The organism is Kribbella sindirgiensis, from assembly GCF_004331435.1.
GTDB lineage: Bacteria > Actinomycetota > Actinomycetes > Propionibacteriales > Kribbellaceae > Kribbella > Kribbella sindirgiensis.
Window position 1 is genome coordinate 66,286 of record NZ_SJKA01000006.1, and the last position, 18,338, is coordinate 84,623.

Below are 18,338 nucleotides of genomic sequence, written 5' to 3' on the forward strand. Positions count from 1 at the left end.
GATGAGACGTGGAGTCATCGCCGTGGACCGGACGGTCGGCGTCGTAGTCGCTCTCGTACTGATCGCGGCCGGGGCGCTGGCGGTCAGCTGGTGGTACGACGTACTGCCCGGCGCACCCGACAGGATCAGTCTGTCCGGCCCAGCCGACCACACACGGACCGGTTGGTGGCCGTGGGCAACTGGCACCGGCGGCGTGTTGCTGGCCCTCCTCGGGCTGTGGTGGCTGCTGCGGCATCTGCCGCGACGCATCAGCGGTCGCTTCACCCTCACGGACACCGATCCGAACGGTCGCCTGGTCGCCGATGCTCACGCGGCCGTCGCGGCTGCCGCACGGGACCTGACGAGCCATCCGGAAATCCGGGACAGCTCGGGGCGGGTTGTCGCAGACCGCGGCGAGCTGGTCGCGGAGCTCCAGTGCACCATCGAGCCGAGCGCCGACCTGGACGCGGTCCACCCGCTCGTCACCCAGTCCGCGTCGGACCTCGCCGCGGTTCTCGGCCTACCGCAACTCCGCCACCGAATCGTGCTCCACGTGGCCCGTACCGACAAGACAGCGACCCAACAGCGCGTGCTCTGAGACTGCCGAGCGAAGAACGCCGTGCGGCGGCACACCGACTACGAGGGTGATCGCCTGACGCCGGAGGGCATCGCGGACGCCTTCGTCTCGACCGGTGCTGCTCGGTGCTCGAGGCCGCCATCCTGGCACCGCCCCTGATGACGATCCGCGGCTGGAGTACCAGAACGTGCGTGGAGTCCTGTTCACCAGGAGCCGCCGCCTCCGCCGCCGGAGCCGCCGCCGACGCCGCTGCTGGAGCTTCCGCTGTAGCTGCTGGAGGATGACCCGCTGGAGCTGCCGGAGGCTGATCTGGCGCTGTCGGTGGCCATCGGCAGGTATAGGCCCAACTTCCAGCGGTCATGGTGATACTGGGCCGAACCGCCCTGCTTCGTGGCCCGTTCGGCTTCGATGGTCCAGGCGGTGGTCTCGCCGAGTCCGGCCGCCCACGCGGTGAGCAGGTCCTCGTCGCGGCCGTCCCACCCCTCAAGGCCGGCAAGATAGAGGCGGTACGCCTCGGCCTGGCACCACAGCTCCGAGCCACGCGCCGTACGGGCCCGCAGCTCCCAGGACCGCAGTACTGCCGCGAGACCGCCACCAGCCAGTGCCGCGCCGACGGCGGTGGGCGTGCGCCAGGCCGTGCCCGTCTCCAGCGTGCCGTCGGCCGTGAAGATCAAGAGGATCACACCGGCGACACCGGCCAGCACACCGGCGATCAGGGCCACGCGGCGCGCTCGCTCCGCACCTGGCACCCACAGCTTCATCTCATCGGACAGCCGCCAATCGTTCAGTCCACTCTTCAACTCGCGCCAGGCCTCGGCGAAATTCTTGTTGTACTTGCGCAGCGAGACGTCCGGATTCCTGGCGAACAGGGTGCCGACGACTCGCTCGGTCAGTTCGTCGGCGTTGCCGGGCTCCTCGAGGGCTTTGCGCAGTACTGGTCGGGTCGCCCCGGTGATGCGCAGGTGGCCGTCCAGTGCGGCGCCGAGCAGCCACGCGACCAGATGGTTCTTGCGCACCTGTCCGGTCAGGAGGATGCCGCCTTGGGCCGGGCCGAGCTCGGCCGGGGGGACGGGGGAGGGCCGAACAGTCCGGGCCAGCTTGCCCAGGTCCATCCGGCGGCCGCCCTGGACACGCTGACGTCCCGCCAGCCGGAGGAGTTCTGCGATCACCAGCGCGGCCAGGAGAGCGATCCCCGTGATCCACAACCAGCCCTGTACCAGGTGCCCGTCAGGCTCGGCGGGCGCCGGTCCAGTCGGTGGCACAGGCAGTGTGGCACCGCCACCACTGGCCTCCGTGAATGTGCCGTACACGGTCAAGCCCTGTCCCTTGTCCAGGCCACCGTGGCCGGCATCCAACTGTCCCGGCCGGGGTTGTTGCATCGTCGCGCACGGATCTCCCGAACCGTACGAACCGGCGTTGCACAGCACCGACCGCAGCGCGTACGGCGTGGCGACGTGCACCTCCACCCGCCTGATCGGCACCTCCCACTCGGTACCTACGGCGTCCCAGGCCAGCCGCTCAAACTTTCCCAACGTCTGCAGGGTGTACTCGATCCGGTACCGGTGTGTGCCTGTCACGGTCGACGCCGGGTCGCCGATCACCATCTTGGTGACGAGGGACCCGTTGAGCCGGAACGGGACCTTCGCACCGTCCATCGTGATCGAGACGTCCCGCAGATCGCCGCGCTTGTCCAGTGGCACGGTCCGGTAGATCCCGTGCTTGTCCTTGCCGGCGAAGTCGTAGTCGATGACCTCGGTGATCCGCGCGCTTCCGTCCGGGCGCACCTCGGCCCCGACCCACATCCGCGCGACCTGCTCTCCTGTCTGTGCGAAGAGCCCGACAAGCAGCCCGACCAGGCCGATCAGCAGGACACCCGCGACCAGCCAGAGGGCGTCCTTCTTCCTGCGCCTCGCGATCGAACCCGCCATCGTCGTACGTCCTTTCGTGACCCCCCGGTGGCACGGACGGTCCACCATCCTTCCAGTCCCAGGGGCCCATCACCCCAGCAGCCTGGTCGCTTTCACGGTTCTGTTCGGCGGTTCCGTCGTCGCCGGACCGGCCTCGGCAGCTACCGCCTCCTGCCGGCAGAACATCTACGGCCTGGGCGGCACCGGCTCCTGTGTGAAGGCGATCCAGAGCCTGGCCAACGTGTTGTCCATCAGCAACTCCGCCCGCGCCGCGAACCATCCGAACACGAAGATCGACGGCTGGGTCGGCGCCCAGACCTGGACGATCCTCTGCTACTACGGCGCGTTCTGGGGCCACGACACCAAGGCCAGGGACGCCTACCGCTGGGCCAAGTCCTACGCCTGCTGACTAAGCCGCATACCGCTCGCCCCCCGGTGGGTCGATCGCCTTGGTGGTCGGCTCGTGGCCCGTCAGTACGACTCCGCGTCGATTGTGGTGCGGATGCGGTTCAGCGAACGAGAGCGGCTGGTGGCGGAGCACTCGGACGTGTGTCTGACTGATCAGGCGGCGCCTAAAGTTGCTATAGACAACCAATTGTCCAGTGGTGCTGCCGCGAACTCGACGAGGTCCGGCACGGTGGTACCCGTATTCCGGCCCGCATCCGCTCCGCTCGCATCCCACGACAGTAGGAGCCGCACCCAGTTGCCGCCAGCCACTACCACCGACCGGGGACTCCCATGCACTACCCCCGAACCCGCTGAATTCCACCTGGCGGCCGTAGTCGTCACCCTCGTCGACAGGCGGCCGTTACCGGGCGAATCGAGTGGTGCAGTCACTGATCGCCGGCAGCGGCGAGTCGTTGCGAGCGACGGACTTTGCCTGAAGCTGCGAGCGCTGCATCACAACGGCAGCCACACCGGTCGAGCTGACTCAATGCGCTGGTTCGCCGAAGAGTACGTGCCGCGAGCCGGGTGAGGCCGTGCGTGACATGACGTCCGCGTCGGTTTGAGCTGACCAGACCGCTGGCCCCGCGAGCCATTAGGATCTGGCGGGCTCGCGCAGTCGACTTACGGGGGAGCTTTGATGTTTGCGAGACAGCACGTTCGGCGCGTCCTGCACTTGGCCGCGGCTACCGCGATGCTGGCGGTGCTGGTTCCGGGGCCGGGTACGACGGCCGTGGCCCGGGTGGCGCCCGAGTCCAGGGAGGCTGTGCAGGCTGTGCAGGCTGCCGAGGCGTACGAGGCCTGCGGGCCGGAGCGCGTCGAGTCGGACGGTACGGTCCGCGCGTTCTGCGGTCAGACCGTCGGAGACCTCGGTCGGACCGGCTGGTACTACCCGGACGAGGACCGTTACGAGTGGGCGGGCTGGTGGCGGGCGACCGTCCGTAACTGCAAGCTCGACGGGAAGTACCTGGGTACCGACGGCGTCGGCCGGATGTTCATCGGCTATCCGCATTTCCGCCGGCCGACCGACGGCACCGTGTACGTGCCCGGCACGCAGTACTGGGAGTGGAACGGCCGCATCTACGCCCGGCTGGCCTACTACAGCTACGCCGATCATCGGGTGCACCCGACCGAGAAGCAGTTCACTGACCGCCGGCCCAGGGAGTATCCGCCGCACGGCAAACCGGCCAAGCGCTGCTTCCCGTCCTAGCGTCCTGAGTCGGAGGTCCGGGAGGCCAAGGCCTGCCGGCACTGCTCGATCCCGGCGCGGGCACTGCTCAGCTCGCCAGGATTGTCGAGCTCGTCGGCCAGGGACTCGGCGCGGCGGTAGGTCTCCAGGGCGGGATCGAATCGGCCGAGCAGGTGCAGGTCCGCCCCGAGTTCGTTGAGGATCGACAGTTCGCCTAGTCGATATCCGGTCTCGCGGGCGAGCGCCAGGGCCTGCTCGTGGTGCTGCCGTGCCTCGTCGAGCCGTCCCAGCCGCTGGTACACGCTGCCGACGTTGCCGAGGGCAACACCCTGGGCTACCCGGTCGCCGATTCGCCTCGCCAGTTGCAGGTGCCTGAGGTTCTGCTCGAGCGCCTCGTCGAGCCGGCCGCTGCGCTCCAGCGCGTACCCGAGGTTGCCGAGCGCCACGCCTTCGGTGACCCGGTCGTCGGTCGTGGCCAGGATGTCGATCGCGGATCGGTAGTGCTCGATCGCCTCCGGCAGCCGGTCGAGTCGTCCGTAGCTGACAGCCAGGTTGGTCAGGGCGATCCCCTCGCCGATCCGGTCGCCCTGTTCCCGGTGGATCACCAGGGCATCCTGGTTGTGCTGCAGCGCCTCGTCATACCGGCCGAGCCGCCAGCACGCGGTTCCGAGGTTGATCAGCGCGCGGGCTCGCCCGGGTGGCGCCGCGACCCTGGCCGCCAGTTCGTGCAGGTTCGCGGCGTCCTGGTGGTGCCCCGCATCGTCGAGGAAGCGGAACAGCAGGACGGACAGGTCGACGGCATGCTGAGCCGAACCGTTGTTGCCGGCGTGGCTGGCGATCGCCAGCAGGTTCGCCCTCTCCGCCTCCAGCCAGGCAGCCGCGCTGTCACGGTCGGCGACCGGCGGCGTGGGGGTTCCCGGATCCGGCACCTCCGGATGGCGGTGGCGGTCCTGCGGCGCGTAGTGCACGAGCGCGCACTTCGCCGTACGGCGGTAGTGGTCGTAGAGCTTGACCAGTGCGGAGCGCCGTGCGGCTGGCCGCACTTCCTCGCGAGCCCGGTCCGAGGCGAAGATCCGGACCAGGTCGTGCATCGCGAACCGGCCGGTCGCCGGCTGCCGCAGCACACTGGCGGACACCAGGCGGTCGAGCGTGGCAGTCGTATTGCTGAGCTCACCGCCGGTGAGCGCGGCCGCGGCGCACGCGTCCAGGTCCGGGCCAGGATGAAGAGACAGCAGTCGCAGCAGCCGCTGGTCGTCCTCCGGCAGCCGCTCGTACGACGCAGCCAGAGCGACCTCGACAGCGTTGTCGAGGCGGAGGCTGCCGCGTCTGTCTGCGAGTCGATCGAGGTGGTCCGACAGCGTCCAGTCCGGTCGGTTGTCCATCCAGCCTGCGATGAGTGCGACCGCCAGCGGAAGATGGCCACACAGGTCCGCGATCCGGGCGGCCAGCTCAGGCGCGGCGTCGACCTGGCCGGTGGCGGTCCGGCGCAGCAGCTCGACCGATTCCGCCGGAGCGAACGGCTCCAGCGTGATCTCCTGGGTGATACCCGGCAGCTGGAGGCGCCGACGGCTCGTCACCAGGGTCAGACAGCCGTCAGCGTCGGTCAGCAGCGGCGCCACCTGGTCCTCGCTGCCGGCGTTGTCGAGCAGCACCAGCGCCCGCGAACGGGCAAGCAGGGCGCGGTACATCGCGGTACGCCGTGTGAGGTCGAGCGGCGCGATCTCGCTGCCGCGCACACCGAGCCGGCGGAGAAAGGCACCTAGTACGGCCGCCGGGTCTGCCGGTGGTCGATCGGGGTCGTAGCCGCGCAGGTCGACGAACAGGCGCGTCCCTGGCGCCAGTCGCTGGGCGATGTGGGTGGCGAGGGTCGTCTTGCCGGCGCCCGCCATTCCGTGGATCGTCACCAGCCCGGACTCGGTGTCGGCCGGTACCTGGTTCAGCTCATCTCGGCGGCCGGTGAAATGCGGCAGGTCGGCCGGGAGCTGGGTTGCCACGTCCACGACGGACGCCTCGGCGGCGCGCTGGTCGACCACCTGGCACACCTGCCTCCACTCGGCCGCCGCTGCGTCGTCCCCGACCAGCGCGCGAACGATGTCGACCACGAGCTCCGGGTCGATCCGGCTCCGGCCAGGCTGGAAGCAGTGGTAGACGGTGGCATACGCGGGGATCTCGTACACACCGCGGGCCGTCCGGTCGCGGACCGTCCGCCGGTGCGCCTCGCGGTACGACACCCCGGCCCACGATCTGAGCGCTCGAAGACGCTCGGCGAGGTCGTCGTACGTGCGCACCGAGCCCGGTCGGGGAGGCTCGCGGCCGGATTCCATGGCGGCACGCTAGCAAGTCCGGCGGCCGCAGGTGATCGGATTCGATCAGTTCGGCTGATCGGACCGGCACGACGGCGGCATGCTCATCCGGCCGGGACCACCCGGCACGAGTCATCCATCTGGAGGAAATGATGAGGATCGCGTCATTGCTGGTTGCCGGGACCATCGGGGTGTCCGGCCTGGTCGCGGCCGGGACGGCAGCCACCGCGGCAGACACTCCGGACGTACCGGAAGGGCCGGGCTTCGCGATCAAGTCGCAGAACGGCGGGGAGTTCGCAGGCCATGCGGAGGCCGGCGGCCGGATCGCCTGGCACGGCGCCAAGTCGTTCACGATCCACGTCGCGCGGGTTGCCGACATCTGCCTCAGCGGAGGCGACGGCGCAGGTGCGTACATCTGGTACCAGACGCGTCTCGGCAACGGGTTCAGCGAGTGGAAGCGCACGCCCATCGCGGACACGTCGGGCTGCAGCGACGGCGATGTCGATCACGGTGACTTCCGGGTCTACAGCTCCGAGACAATCGGCGCGGCACGAGTCATCGTCCGGGAGTGCGAAGGCAAGGACGGCTGCAACACGTCGCCGAACGACAACGCCCAGAGCGACTGGAAGTGGAACCCGAACCGCTGACCCCAGCGCCGGACAGATCCGCGCCCAGGCCAGAAGGCGAGAGGAGATCGAGAAGGTGATGATGAAGGGAGTGGCGGCTGTGGTCGGCGCCTTGGGCTTGCTGCTGTCCGTGGCGACGACATCGGCGAACGCCGCGTCGTACGAATCGGCGAAGTGCTGGACCCAAACCTGGGTGAATCCAGATCCGAACAAGTGCATCGAGGCTGGTCACGGCTCAGTCGCCACGGCGGCTCGCTACTTCGACTCCACCAACAACGCCTGTGCTGTGGACGAGAAGACCGACGGCAACAGCGCGGTCACTGTGGTCTGGCCCGAGGGTCACTACGAACGGCGGACCTTGATCTGGGAACACAACGGGCGGGGCGAAGGTACCTGTGCCAATGTCAATGCCGGAGAGGGCGCCCGCTATGCGATGAAGTCCTGCGTCGGTAGCTGGTCGTTCTGGCCGGCACAACGCAAAGTGATCAGCTGCGGGACGACCACAACCTTCCGCCGTTGATCCAGGGGCCGCAAGGCGAGAACTTCACGTGATCGAGCACGTCACGGCGTCGCGCCTGGAGTTGCTCACAGCTGCGACCTCCCTCGACCTGGGATCGCTGTTGCCGACCGGCCGACGCTCCGCATGACCATCGGACGACATCTGGGGTGAGAGCCGCCCGTGCCGTTGCGGGTGACCTTGAATGCGCCACTGTCGCGTGGTCGCGGAACCTGGTGGCGTCTGGTGCTCGATGGCTTGCCGTTCTTCTCGGTCTTGACGACCTTGGTGGAGACGCGTCCCCATGTTCCGATCGGCAGCGGTGGTCTCGACATGTCAAGCTTCCAAGGTAATCCAGTCCGGGAGGCCCTGCCCCGAGACCTCCACAAGGCCCTGCCCCGGTCCGGCAGTGCCGGACCGGGGCAGGGGCGTGTCCTGCGGTTGGTTCAGTCGCCGAGGCGTTGTGGGCCGTAGGCGTCGGTGAGGAGGAAGTTGACGTTGGCGCCCGTTGATCGGATGAGCTCTCGCAACGACGCAGGTGGTTCGGACACTATTGTCACCGCCCCCGATTTCCCGCTTCCATGACTGGCTTTCCACCCCTGATCGTCGGTGCCGCCGGTGCCCCTGACGAGGTCGAGGGCGAGCGACCTGTCGTCACCGAGCGGAGGACTGCTGCAGGGGGTGACGGAGGGTGACAGTGGGCGTACCATCCAGCCAGGGGCCGGGGGCGGCTCAGGGGTGGCTTGGGGGACGTCATGGGTGTGCCGGAGGAGATTCGGTTTGCTGTTGTCCTGAATGGTGGGGTGAGCCTGGCGGTCTGGATGGGTGGGGTGGTGCGGGAGATCGATCGCGTCACCAAGCCCAAGGGGCCGTACGGGCGGTTGCTTGAACTGCTCGACGTGACGGCTCGGGCGGACGTCATCGCCGGTACGTCGGCCGGCGGGATCAATGGGGCTGCGCTGGCGTTGAGTCAGGCCAATGAGAAGGCCGACGTCGCGGTGATGCGGGATCTGTGGTCCGAGCAGGGGCGGATGGATTCACTGCTGCAGCGGCCGTTCAAGGGATCGCCGGCGTCGTTGCTGCGGGGTGACGACTACTTCCTGCCCAAGTTGTACGAGGCAATGAAGCAGCTCAGCAAGGGACTCGACAGCAACACCGGGGCCAGGCATCCGATCGAGCTCATGATCACTACGACGTTGCTGCACGGGGCAAGGACGGTGACGGTGGACTCGCTCGGGCAGCAGTTGCCGCAGATGTTGCATCAAGGTGTGTTCACGTTCCGCCGCGGCGAATCGCGTGACGACTTCACGCTCGACAAGGATCATGAACTCGCCGCCGCGCTGGCGTTGGCGGCCCGCTGTACGGCCGGGTTCCCGTTGGCGTTCGAGCCGTGTTTCGTCCCGGCTCGCCACCACGACGGACCGGCGTCGATGCCGGACGGTAAGCCGATGGATCTCACCGACCCGGGCGCACGGCCCGATCTCGGTGGGTTCGTGTCGTGGCGGTCCGCGGGACCGGCGGAGGCCGTGCCACCCGATCGATCGAGGTACGCCGTCGACGGCGGTCTGCTCGCGAACACGCCGACCCAGGCCGCGCTCGGCGCGATCGCCCGGATGCCGGCCACCGGTCTGGTGCAGCGCGTCATGCTGCTCGTCTATCCGCACGCGCCGGTCAATCGGCCGGATCAAGCCGACCAGGACGACGAGCCGCCGACGGCCGCCGGAGCGATGGGTGGAGTGCTCGGTGCTCTGTTGAGCCAGGGCAGCCGGACGTTCGTCAACGAGGTTGAGGCACACAACTCGGCCGCGACCGCTCGGCGCGGCACCCGACTGGACATCATGGGCGGACTCGACGGACCGGGCGGTCTGCAGCCGTTGGCGAAGTCGGTGTTCGGCCAGTACCGCAACCAACGAATCAGGCGGGCCGCTCGCGATCTCGCCGAGCGAGTCGTGCCTCCGGCGGACTGGTCGCTGCGCCGGATCCAACGGGCCGTCGAGACCGCCCAGCGCCACTGGTTCGAAGCCGACCCACCAGGTCTGCCGTACATCCCTGCAGAGCTGCCGACCGAGGGTGACGAGCCGCCGGAGCACTGGCCGTGGGGTACGACCGCAGGACTCGACGTCGCCGACGCGGTGATGGATCTCTTGCACCGGCTGATCAGCGTGACGTCGGCAACGGACATCTGCGAACAGCTGTCTGCGGCGCGCGGGATTGTCAGTACGGCCCGCGCCGAGCTTCGCGACGTACGGGAAAAGATCGACCGGCCTTGGACCAAGGATCGTGTCCTCAGTACGCTCAGGCCGGGAGCGGACTACTGGACGCTGCGGCTCGCGCATTACGCCCGCGCGATGGCCAATGACGGTGCGGCAGTCGCGGACGCCGAACTGAAAGTCCTTGGGTTCGAGATCTTCGAGGACGTACGCGAGCATCGCGCCGATCAGGACGGGCTGCGGGACGGCCGACGCCGGGAGGCGCTGGAGTCCTTGAGCGGACAGGCAGATGATGCTCCGCTCGACGCGAACTTCGTGCCGGCCGGGACACCAGGCATCACGTCGGCCGATGCGATCAGCAGGATCGTCGGCGTCGTCGTCGACAGCCTCGGGATCCTGCAGTCGGTCGACGACGCGAGGATCGCGGAGTGGTCCGGGCTCCGCCCGTGGCAGACACTGTTCGCCGACCTCGCGCCGGACGGCGATCCCGCTGCGCGGGAGCGGAACCGGCGGATCGTCCGCGCCCGCCTGCTCTGGTTACACGTCGCGGCCTGGACACTGGCGGACGAGTCCGGTGCCGCGAGCAGTCATCCCCTCGACTTGGTGCAGATCTCGCTGCAGACGCAGAACCACTTCGCGCAGCAGTCGACCACGTTGGACGACAAGGTCGGCGGGATGTCGCTCAACCGCTTCGGCGGCTTCCTCAAGCGGTCCTGGCGGATGAACGACTGGACCTGGGGCCGGATGGATGCGGCAACGATGCTGTGCCAGGTCATCCTGTCGCCGGAGAGACTCCGGCGACGCGCGATCCAGCTCAGCCAGGGCGCCGATCCCGAGACCGCGGAGAAGTTCGTCGCCGTCCTGACGTCAAAGCTCTTCCGGTGGCCGCTGACGAAGGACCTGAAGGCGCTCGCGGTCGAGGCGGTGGCGGAGCTCGAGCCCGTGTACTCGTTGGACAAGCAGGAGTTGCCGGCGAACCTGCCGAAGCTCGCTTCCCTGGCGGCCTGGGCGGTGCATTTGCGGGTGGTGGTCGAGGAACTGCCGTCGATCGAGGCCGCGGTGAACGCCGACAGGATCGACCGGGCGAACCCGGACTCGAAAGGGGAGCTGTTCCTGGTCGAGCACAAGGCGTTGCTCGCCAGAGTGAAGGCGGTCGGAGCGAATGTCGTGGATTCGGGACCGTTGACGCAGAAAGAGGTGACGGTAGGTGTGGAGGCCTTGCGGGCCTTCGATCGGGCCGGTATCGGCCGCGAGCCGCTGAACGAGGAGGCCCGCAGCGACCAGCTGATCCGTACGGCGGCGACGGCGGCGAGTGTCGCCGTGACGGTGGCCGACAGCAGCCGGTCCGGTCTGGATGCGATCAAGCCGGTCACCCGAACACTCCGGGGCGGCATGATGGTGCCCTACTGGACGATTCTCGGCCTCGCGGGTGGTGGCGCTATCGCGCGGTTCCTGGCCCAGTTGACCCTCGCGGTGGGCGCGCTGTTGCTTGCGCTCTCGCTGCTCGGCGAGATCAATGGATGGGCTGCCGGCCCAGCCACCGCGATCGGCGTCGGCGCATTGCTGACAGCGTTCGGCGTTGCGGCGATGCGGACCGGTACGTTGCTGCACGGCGTCGTACTGCTGACGCCGGTCATTCCGCTCGTCGCGTTCGCGTCCAAGGGCTGGTCGAGTACCAGCGACTCCAGTCAGCACCACTCGCTGGCGGTGGCCGGGATCATCGTCGCGCTGGCGCTCGCGCTGATGCTCCTCGGGAGTTTGCCGTCGCAGCTGCGCAGTCCGATCTCGACGTTGTACCGGGCGCTGGACAAGCTGGTGAAGCGCTTCTTCCGCAAGACGGCTGCGGATCTGCCCGTCCGTCAGCGAGTCGTGCTGCGACTTGTGGCCTGCCTCGGCTGGATCGTGCTGGCGGCCATTGGGCTCGCGGTGCTCGCGGCCGCGGTCTACGGGCTGGTCCGCCTGGTCGACTGGACCGACGGTCAGGTGGAAACCTGGAAGACCGAGCGCTTCTGGCTGCTTGTCGTCGCTGCAGGTGCCGCAGCGGCCGGATGGATCGTCGGGTACTTGACCGGGCGGCGGCTGCAATCCTGGTTCGAGGTCAACACCGACGCCGGCCAGGTGTACCAGGCCCGCGGCGTCAGCCACTCCAGCGGGGTGGCGGCAACCTGGTCGGTGATCTATGGGACGTGCTACGCAATCATTGCCGTTGGCATCATCTGGTGGTGGCCGGCTGATCCGAACTGGGTCTGGCGATCGGCGCTGGCAACCACTGTGGTGTTCAGCTTGCTGCTCCTGTACGTCGTACCCGTCGCCATCCTGCTCGGGTCGGTCCGATCGGTGTCGAAGCGACTCGTAGCCGATGTGCGATCGGGCGCGATCGCCTGGCAGGCCGACCTCGGCGACCCTGACGTGGTGAAGCTGTTCTGGAAAGCAGACCTGCGATTCCGTTGCCTGCTCAAGCGATCGGCACCCGCTGGCCTCGCCCTGGCCCGAGGCGGCCGCCGAGTACGCAAGCGCATCAACAAACTCGTCACCACTGCCTGATGTCAGCCATGCTGGCAGAGAACGCTCGGGCGGTTCCAGCGACTGTCGCGTCGAGAGCCGTCACTGCTGCAGACAATCGGTTGTCGGGCACAACCAAACGGCGCAGTGAGCTCATCGTTCGAGAGGTAAACCGCCTCGAAGGCCGCGCGCTGTTCGGGTTCCAGGCCGTTCAGAACATCCGTCAGAAGATCGTTCGGGTGTTCGAAGCACGCCAGCAGGTCGGCTTCGCCAGGGGCCTAGCGGGTGGCATGAATCCTCGCAACGACAAGTGATGTGCGATCTCGGGTTGGAATCGTTCAGCGGTCGCCACCGCGCGCAGATGGGGACGCCTGCCGCCAGCACTGCGGCCGGCTGATCGCCGGACTTCAGATGGTTGTAGAGCATCTGCTCCTTCTCAGTCGTACCTAGTTCCATGATGTCGACGACGACCTTCTGCTCGCGCAGCCGCGAGAACATGTACTCCTTCAACCTTGGGCGGGCGTCGCGGTAGATGTAGTCGCGAGTGGTCGTCAGCACGCGGCTCCGTGGAGTTCCTCGCTGAGATCCTTCAGTTGCGGACCGAGATGCTGCTCGCTCAAGGCGTAGGACTTGGCCCAGCGGTAGGCGTCCCTGGCCTTGGTGTCGTGGCCCCAGAACGCGCCGTAGTCCGCTGATCTCCATCCCGCTTCCCGCGTCGCTGTGAGGCGTTCGGCAACGAGCGTCTGTCATGCTCGCCGTTGGCGCAGGTTCCTGATCAGTCCGTGCCTGCTGGGGCGCGAGTTTGGTGAGCGGGGCTACGCGGTGAACGGCCGGGTGGCGACGGCGGGGTGGACTACTGCGTCGACGACGAGCGGATCATTGTGGAGTACAAGTACTTTCCCGACGACCGCTCTGGGTAGCAGTTGCAGGACCCGGATTGCCGCTAGGGTCGGACCCTCCGAGAGCGCAACTGGAGGACGATTGTCTCGGCAGGTGGCCGGTTCGAGTTCGTTGAGGCGCCGCCGCACGCGGCTCGGTGTGGCGGTGCGGTTGCGGATGCTGGCCAGACGCAGGCCGAGGCAGTTGGCACTCGCGGTCGCGACCTCCGGGATCTCCGCCGCGATGCTTGTCGGTGCATTCCTGGTCCGGCCGGACGACCCTGGCAGCTACTGGCAGGGACTGCTGCTGAACGTCGGGTCGACGCTCCTGCTGGCGTTGATCACCTACGGTCTGGTGCAGGCGGTCGTGGTCGCGCTGAACGAGTCTTCGACCATTGAGCATCCGAGGTTCGACCCGAATGTGTACATCCGCAATGTGCGGAGGAGCAGTCAGCAGGTGACGATTCTGGAGACCTGCACCGAACTCCTGGAGCCGTGGATGAGTGACGACTTCCTCGCCGCTGTCGAGGAGTCGCTGCGTCGCGGGGCGTACTTCGAGCTGTTCATTCTGAATCCCGACTCCACCGCGGCGAGACGTCGTACCGACGAGCTCGGCCCGCGGCTCGACGTCACCACGACGATCTACACGAACTTGCGCTTGATCATGAAGTGGCGCGACGAGTGTCAGGGTGCGGAGTTTCTGTCGAAGTTCCACGTCTACGTCTGCCATCAGCATCCGCAGGTGCAGGTGTATCGGTGGGACGATCGCGCACTGATCTCGTTCCATATCGAGGGAGAGCTGAGTGCGGAGGCGCCGCAGATCGAGACCCACATGACCAGCACGCCCTGGGGCTACTTCATCGACAAACGTCGCGCGGCCCTTACCGCGGACAAGCGGACCTGCACCCTCGACCAGTACCGGTCGAAGGAGTTGACGCTCTCCGGTCCGGCCGATGATCCGATGACGATCGACGTCCACTATGTCACCGATCAAGGCATCTTCTACGTCCGAGGCGAGGAGCTTGCCGAGGATCCGGGCCTGGCGGAGCGTGCCTTCGTCCAGATGAGTGAATGGCAGAACGAGCCGCCGACGGAGTTCTCGGTCCGCCAGGTCCGCGGGGCCGAGCGCCGGCGCGCGAACGAGCTGTTCTTCCGCAAGTACGGCGAACGCTTCGAAATCTGCTTCCGCCTCACCCCACGCACCAGCGACAGCTAGCGCGACCGGTAGATGTCACGGTGTGACGCAGTCAGCAGCGAGTAGGGTGATGGTTCGCCGAGCAGCGCGTCTTCATATCGAGTGCGATGGGCGATACCGCCGGCCAGCGGCGCGTCGACGGGCAGATCTTCGGCGACATGAGTCCGGTCGCTCGAGCGCGGGGTAGTGGAATCGTGCGCTCGGCACGCGTGAAGGCGGTTCGGGTGGGCCGGGCGCACAGTGTGGTCGCGGTCGTCCGACCTACGGTTCTCGCACGTTCCGACGGCTGGAGGAGTGTGTATGAGCGGGCGTTATCGGGTCGCGATGGATATCGGTGGGACGTTCACGGATGTGGTCACGTACGACCAGCAGGACGGGGTGTTCGCGGCGTCCAAGGCCTCGACGACGCCGGGCGATCTCAGTGAGGGGGTGCTGGCCGGGCTCGACACGGTGGTCGAGAAGCCGGCCGGCATCGAGTTCTTGGTCCATGGCACCACGCAGGGGCTGAACGCGTTTCTCGAGCGGCGCGGGGTGCCGGTGCTGCTGCTCGGGACCGCCGGCGTCGAGGACAGCTATCACATCGCCCGCGGGCCGCGGACACGTCTGTACGACCTGCACTACCGCAAGCCCGTACCGCTGGTCGCGCGCCGCGACATCGTCGGCATCGGCGGGCGGATCGCCGCGGACGGTTCGGAACTGACCCCGCTGGACGAGGAGGCCGTGCGTAAGGCGGCACGGGACGCGGCCGGCAACGGGTACGGCGCGATCGCGGTGGCGTTCCTGTTCAGCTACAAGAACCCCGAGCACGAGCTGCGTACCCGCGAGATCCTGATCGAGGAGCTGGGCGCCGATGTCACGGTGTCGCTGTCGCACGAGGCGGCCAAGGAGTGGCGCGAGTACGAACGCACCTCGTCGGCGGTCGTCGACGCCTACACCGGCCCGATCGTACGGCGGTACCTGGCCGACCTGGAGCAGCGTCTGACCGAGCGTGGACTCGCCGTACCGCTGCACGTCATGCAGTCGTCGGGTGGCATTCTCACCGCGGACTCGGCGCGTCGCCGGCCGCTGCAGACGTTGCTGTCCGGCCCGGTCGGCGGTGCGATCGCGTGCGCCGAGCTGTCCGGCCGCACCGGACGGCCGAACCTCATCGGCATCGACATGGGCGGTACGTCGTTCGACGTGTCGCTGATCGTGGACGGTGAGCCGGACGTCTCCGCCGAGGCGCAGCTGGAAGGGCTGCCGATGCTGATGAGCGTCGTCAACATCCACACCGTCGGGGCGGGCGGCGGTTCGGTCGCATGGGTCGAGGCGGGCGGCCTCCGGGTCGGGCCGCGGTCGGCCGGTGCGCGGCCAGGGCCGGCCTGTTACGGCCGGGGCGGCGACGAGCCCACGGTCACCGACGCGAACCTGGTCCTCGGCCGGATCGACCCCGAGGGGTTCGCCGGCGGTCAGCTGACCCTCGACACCACGCTGGCCGCGGAGGCCGTCGGTCGCCTCGCGGAGCAGTTCGAACTCGGTACGACGGCGATGGCCGAGGGGATCTGCGACATCGCCAACGCCAAGATGGCGCAGGCGATCCGGACCATCACCGTTGCCCGCGGCATCGAGCCGCGCGACTCGGCACTGGTCGCGTTCGGCGGTGCGGGACCGATGCACGCGGCGTTCCTGGCCCGCGAGCTGGGCATCACCGAGACCGTGGTGCCGCGGTTCCCCGGCGCCTTCTCCGCCTGGGGCATGCTGCAGACGCAGATCCGGCAGGACTACAGCGAGCCGTACTTCTTCCTGGACGAGGATCTGGACGGCGCGGACATGGCGGCCACCCTGGCCCGGATGGAGCAGTCGGGTATCGAGGCGCTGTCGAGCGAGGGCGTCGCCGACGACCGGCGTACGGCGAACCACTCCGTCGACGTCCGCTACGAGGCGCAGGAATACACCTTGACCGTCCCGCTGACCGACGCGGAGGAACCGTCCCGGCCAGGCTTCCTGAAAACGCTGGCGGAACGGTTCGCCGCCCTGCACGAGGCACGGTACGGGCATGCCAATCTCGGCGCGCCGATCGAGCTGGTCACCTTGCGTACAGCCGCGATCGGCGAGGTGGCGCGGCCCGCTCCCCAGCCGTGGCCGGCCGCGACCTCCGCGGAGTTCCCGCATCAGATCCGCACGGTGGTCTTCGACGGTGAGCCTCGCGAGTCGATCGTCGTACGCCGTGACGACCTGTCCGTCGGCCACACCTTCGACGGCCCCGCGATCGTCGTCGAGGACACCGCGACCACCGTCGTACCGCCGGACCACACGGTCGGCGTCGATGACATCGGCTCTCTGCTCATCCGGCGGAAGGACACCTTGTGACCACCACTCTGGACCGCGTCGACATCGACCCGGTGACGGTCGAGATCATCCGCAACGCGCTCACCTCCGCGGCCGACGACATGAACGCGACGCTGATCCGCTCGGCCTACACCCCGATCATCTACGAGTGCGGCGACTGCGTGGTCGCGTTGCTGGACGCCGATCACCAGGTGCTCGGCCAGTCGGCGGGTCTGCCGATCTTCCTCGGCAACCTGGAGACCTGCACGCTGGCCACCGAGGAGCGGTTCGGGCGCGAGGTCTGGCAGCCCGGTGACGTGTGGATCCTGAACGACAGCTACCTGGGCGGCACGCACCTCAACGACGTGACGATCTTCGGACCGGTGTTCGACGACGGCGCCCTGATCGGGTTCACCGCGTCGCGGGCGCACTGGATCGACGTGGGCTCGAAGGATCCGGGCGGTTCGATGGACTCGGTGACCATCTTCCAGGAGGGCTTGCGGCTGGGCCCGCAGAAGCTGGTCGCCGGTGGTGAGCCGGTGCACGGCGTCGTCGACACGATCGCCACCAACGTCCGGTTCCCGTATCCCACCACCGGCGACATGAACGCGATGATCGCGTGCATCACGATGGGGGAGAAGCGGCTGCAGGAGATCGTGCGCCGGTTCGGCCTGGAGACGGTCGAGGCCGCGCGGGACGAGATCTTCCGGCAGACCGAGCTGCTCGAACGCGAGGTGATCGCGGCCATCCCCGACGGGGTGTACGACGCGGAGGGCGTGCTCGACAACGACGGCATCGATCTGAGCACCCCGGTCCCGATCAGGCTCCGGATCACGGTGGCGGGGGACACGATCGACTTCGACGTGACCGAGTCCGCCGACCAGACCGTCGGGCCGGTGAACTGCGGCGTCGCCCAGGCGGTGTCGGCCCTGCGGGTGGGTTACAAGTTGCTGGTCAGTCCCGACCTGCCGGGGAACGGCGGTTCGTTCCGCTCGATGACGACCCAGGTGCGGGAAGGGTCGGTGCTCGGGGCCCGTTCTCCGGCGGCCTGCCAGTGGTACTTCTCCCATCTCGGGTTGCTGATCGACATGGTCGCCCGGGCGCTGGCTCCGGCGCTTCCGGACAGCGTGGCGGGGGCGAGCCACGGCGACTCGATGATCATCCTGACGGCCGGGGTCGATCCTCGCGTCGGCCGCGAGTTCGTCAGCCTGGAGGCCACGGTTGGGGGCTGGGGCGCCTGGCGGGGCTCGGACGGTGAGAGCGCGTTGATCAACAACGTGAACGGATCGCTGAAGGACATCCCGATCGAGGTCCACGAGACGCGGTACCCGTGGCGAATCACGGAGTACCGGATCCGGGAGGACTCGGGCGGCGCGGGGCGATGGCGTGGCGGCAACGGGGTGATCCGCGAGTACGAGGCGCAGACCGACCTGTCGGTGTCACTGTGGTTCGAGCGTTCCCGGCAGCCGGCCTGGGGGCTGTTCGGCGGCGAGGACGCGGTCGGCCCCGAGGTGGTCGTCAACCCCGGCCGCCCGGACGAACGGCGGCTGCTGAAGGTGAACGGCCTCGACCTGAAGGCGGGTGACGTGGTCCGCTGCTCGACCGGTGGCGGCGGTGGGTACGGCGATCCGGTCGAGCGATCGTCCGACGACGTACGCGCCGATGTCAGTGACGGCAACATCAGCGCCGAGGCCGCGATGACCCGCTACGGCATCGGGGGGTAGC

At 68.2% G+C, this 18,338-nt stretch carries 12 protein-coding genes and 1 pseudogene; 10 read left to right on the forward strand and 3 right to left on the reverse strand.

The genetic code is table 11. From position 1 onward, the window contains the following. Nucleotide 1 precedes the first annotated feature (1 nt). A complete protein-coding gene (locus E0H50_RS18170) occupies nt 2–577 on the forward strand; it encodes a hypothetical protein (protein WP_131289780.1) in 576 nt (191 codons plus the stop codon). A gap of 182 nt (nt 578–759) precedes the next feature. Here the strand turns inward: E0H50_RS18170 and E0H50_RS18175 are convergent, their stop codons facing one another. Beyond that, nucleotides 760–2,484, reverse strand: a complete 1,725-nt coding sequence (locus tag E0H50_RS18175) for a DUF2207 domain-containing protein (RefSeq protein WP_165547191.1) — start codon at nt 2,482–2,484, stop codon at nt 760–762. A gap of 16 nt (nt 2,485–2,500) precedes the next feature. On the opposite strand from E0H50_RS18175, the gene E0H50_RS18180 reads away from it, so the two are divergent. Beyond that, nucleotides 2,501–2,872, forward strand: a complete 372-nt coding sequence (locus E0H50_RS18180) for a hypothetical protein (protein ID WP_131289783.1) — start codon at nt 2,501–2,503, stop codon at nt 2,870–2,872. 675 nt (nt 2,873–3,547) lie between these two features. Then, a complete protein-coding gene (locus tag E0H50_RS18185; RefSeq protein ID WP_131289785.1) occupies nt 3,548–4,117 on the forward strand; it encodes a hypothetical protein in 570 nt (189 codons plus the stop codon). On the opposite strand, the gene E0H50_RS18190 is transcribed toward E0H50_RS18185, so the two are convergent. Next, nucleotides 4,114–6,420, reverse strand: a complete 2,307-nt coding sequence (locus E0H50_RS18190; protein WP_131289787.1) for an ATP-binding protein — start codon at nt 6,418–6,420, stop codon at nt 4,114–4,116. The genes E0H50_RS18185 and E0H50_RS18190 overlap by 4 nt on opposite strands. A gap of 131 nt (nt 6,421–6,551) precedes the next feature. Between E0H50_RS18190 and E0H50_RS18195 the strand changes: the two genes are divergently transcribed. The 4 genes from E0H50_RS18195 to E0H50_RS18210 all read left to right on the forward strand — a co-directional run bounded on the left by E0H50_RS18195 (nt 6,552) and on the right by E0H50_RS18210 (nt 12,547). After that, a complete protein-coding gene (locus E0H50_RS18195; RefSeq protein ID WP_131289789.1) occupies nt 6,552–7,046 on the forward strand; it encodes a hypothetical protein in 495 nt (164 codons plus the stop codon). Nucleotides 7,047–7,116: 70 nt separating this feature from the next. After that, nucleotides 7,117–7,545: a hypothetical protein gene (locus E0H50_RS18200; RefSeq protein ID WP_131289791.1), complete on the forward strand. Its 429-nt coding sequence runs from the start codon at nt 7,117–7,119 to the stop codon at nt 7,543–7,545. A gap of 731 nt (nt 7,546–8,276) precedes the next feature. Next, nucleotides 8,277–12,275 carry a patatin-like protein gene (locus E0H50_RS18205; protein ID WP_131289793.1) on the forward strand — a complete coding sequence of 1,333 codons (3,999 nt, stop codon included), beginning with the start codon at nt 8,277–8,279 and terminating at the stop codon, nt 12,273–12,275. Further along, entirely contained in the window at nt 12,275–12,547 is a 273-nt protein-coding gene (locus tag E0H50_RS18210; RefSeq protein ID WP_131289795.1) for a hypothetical protein, read from the forward strand. The genes E0H50_RS18205 and E0H50_RS18210 overlap by 1 nt, the downstream gene beginning before the upstream one ends. A 103-nt stretch (nt 12,548–12,650) precedes the next feature. Here the strand turns inward: E0H50_RS18210 and E0H50_RS44525 are convergent. Continuing rightward, nucleotides 12,651–12,983: pseudogene (locus tag E0H50_RS44525) on the reverse strand (nSTAND3 domain-containing NTPase); the annotation flags it as partial. Between the two features lie 243 nt (nt 12,984–13,226). Here E0H50_RS44525 and E0H50_RS18215 point away from each other — a divergent pair. The 3 genes from E0H50_RS18215 to E0H50_RS18225 all read left to right on the forward strand — a co-directional run bounded on the left by E0H50_RS18215 (nt 13,227) and on the right by E0H50_RS18225 (nt 18,337). Next, on the forward strand, nt 13,227–14,327 hold the full coding sequence (locus E0H50_RS18215) for a hypothetical protein (RefSeq protein WP_131289797.1): 1,101 nt from the start codon (nt 13,227–13,229) through the stop codon (nt 14,325–14,327). Between the two features lie 279 nt (nt 14,328–14,606). Continuing rightward, nucleotides 14,607–16,655, forward strand: coding sequence for a hydantoinase/oxoprolinase family protein (locus tag E0H50_RS18220; protein ID WP_202868199.1), 2,049 nt, complete (start codon nt 14,607–14,609; stop codon nt 16,653–16,655). Next, complete coding sequence (locus tag E0H50_RS18225; protein ID WP_238151046.1) at nt 16,652–18,337, forward strand: hydantoinase B/oxoprolinase family protein; 1,686 nt, start codon at nt 16,652–16,654, stop codon at nt 18,335–18,337. The genes E0H50_RS18220 and E0H50_RS18225 overlap by 4 nt, the downstream gene beginning before the upstream one ends. Nucleotide 18,338: the final 1 nt, after the last annotated feature.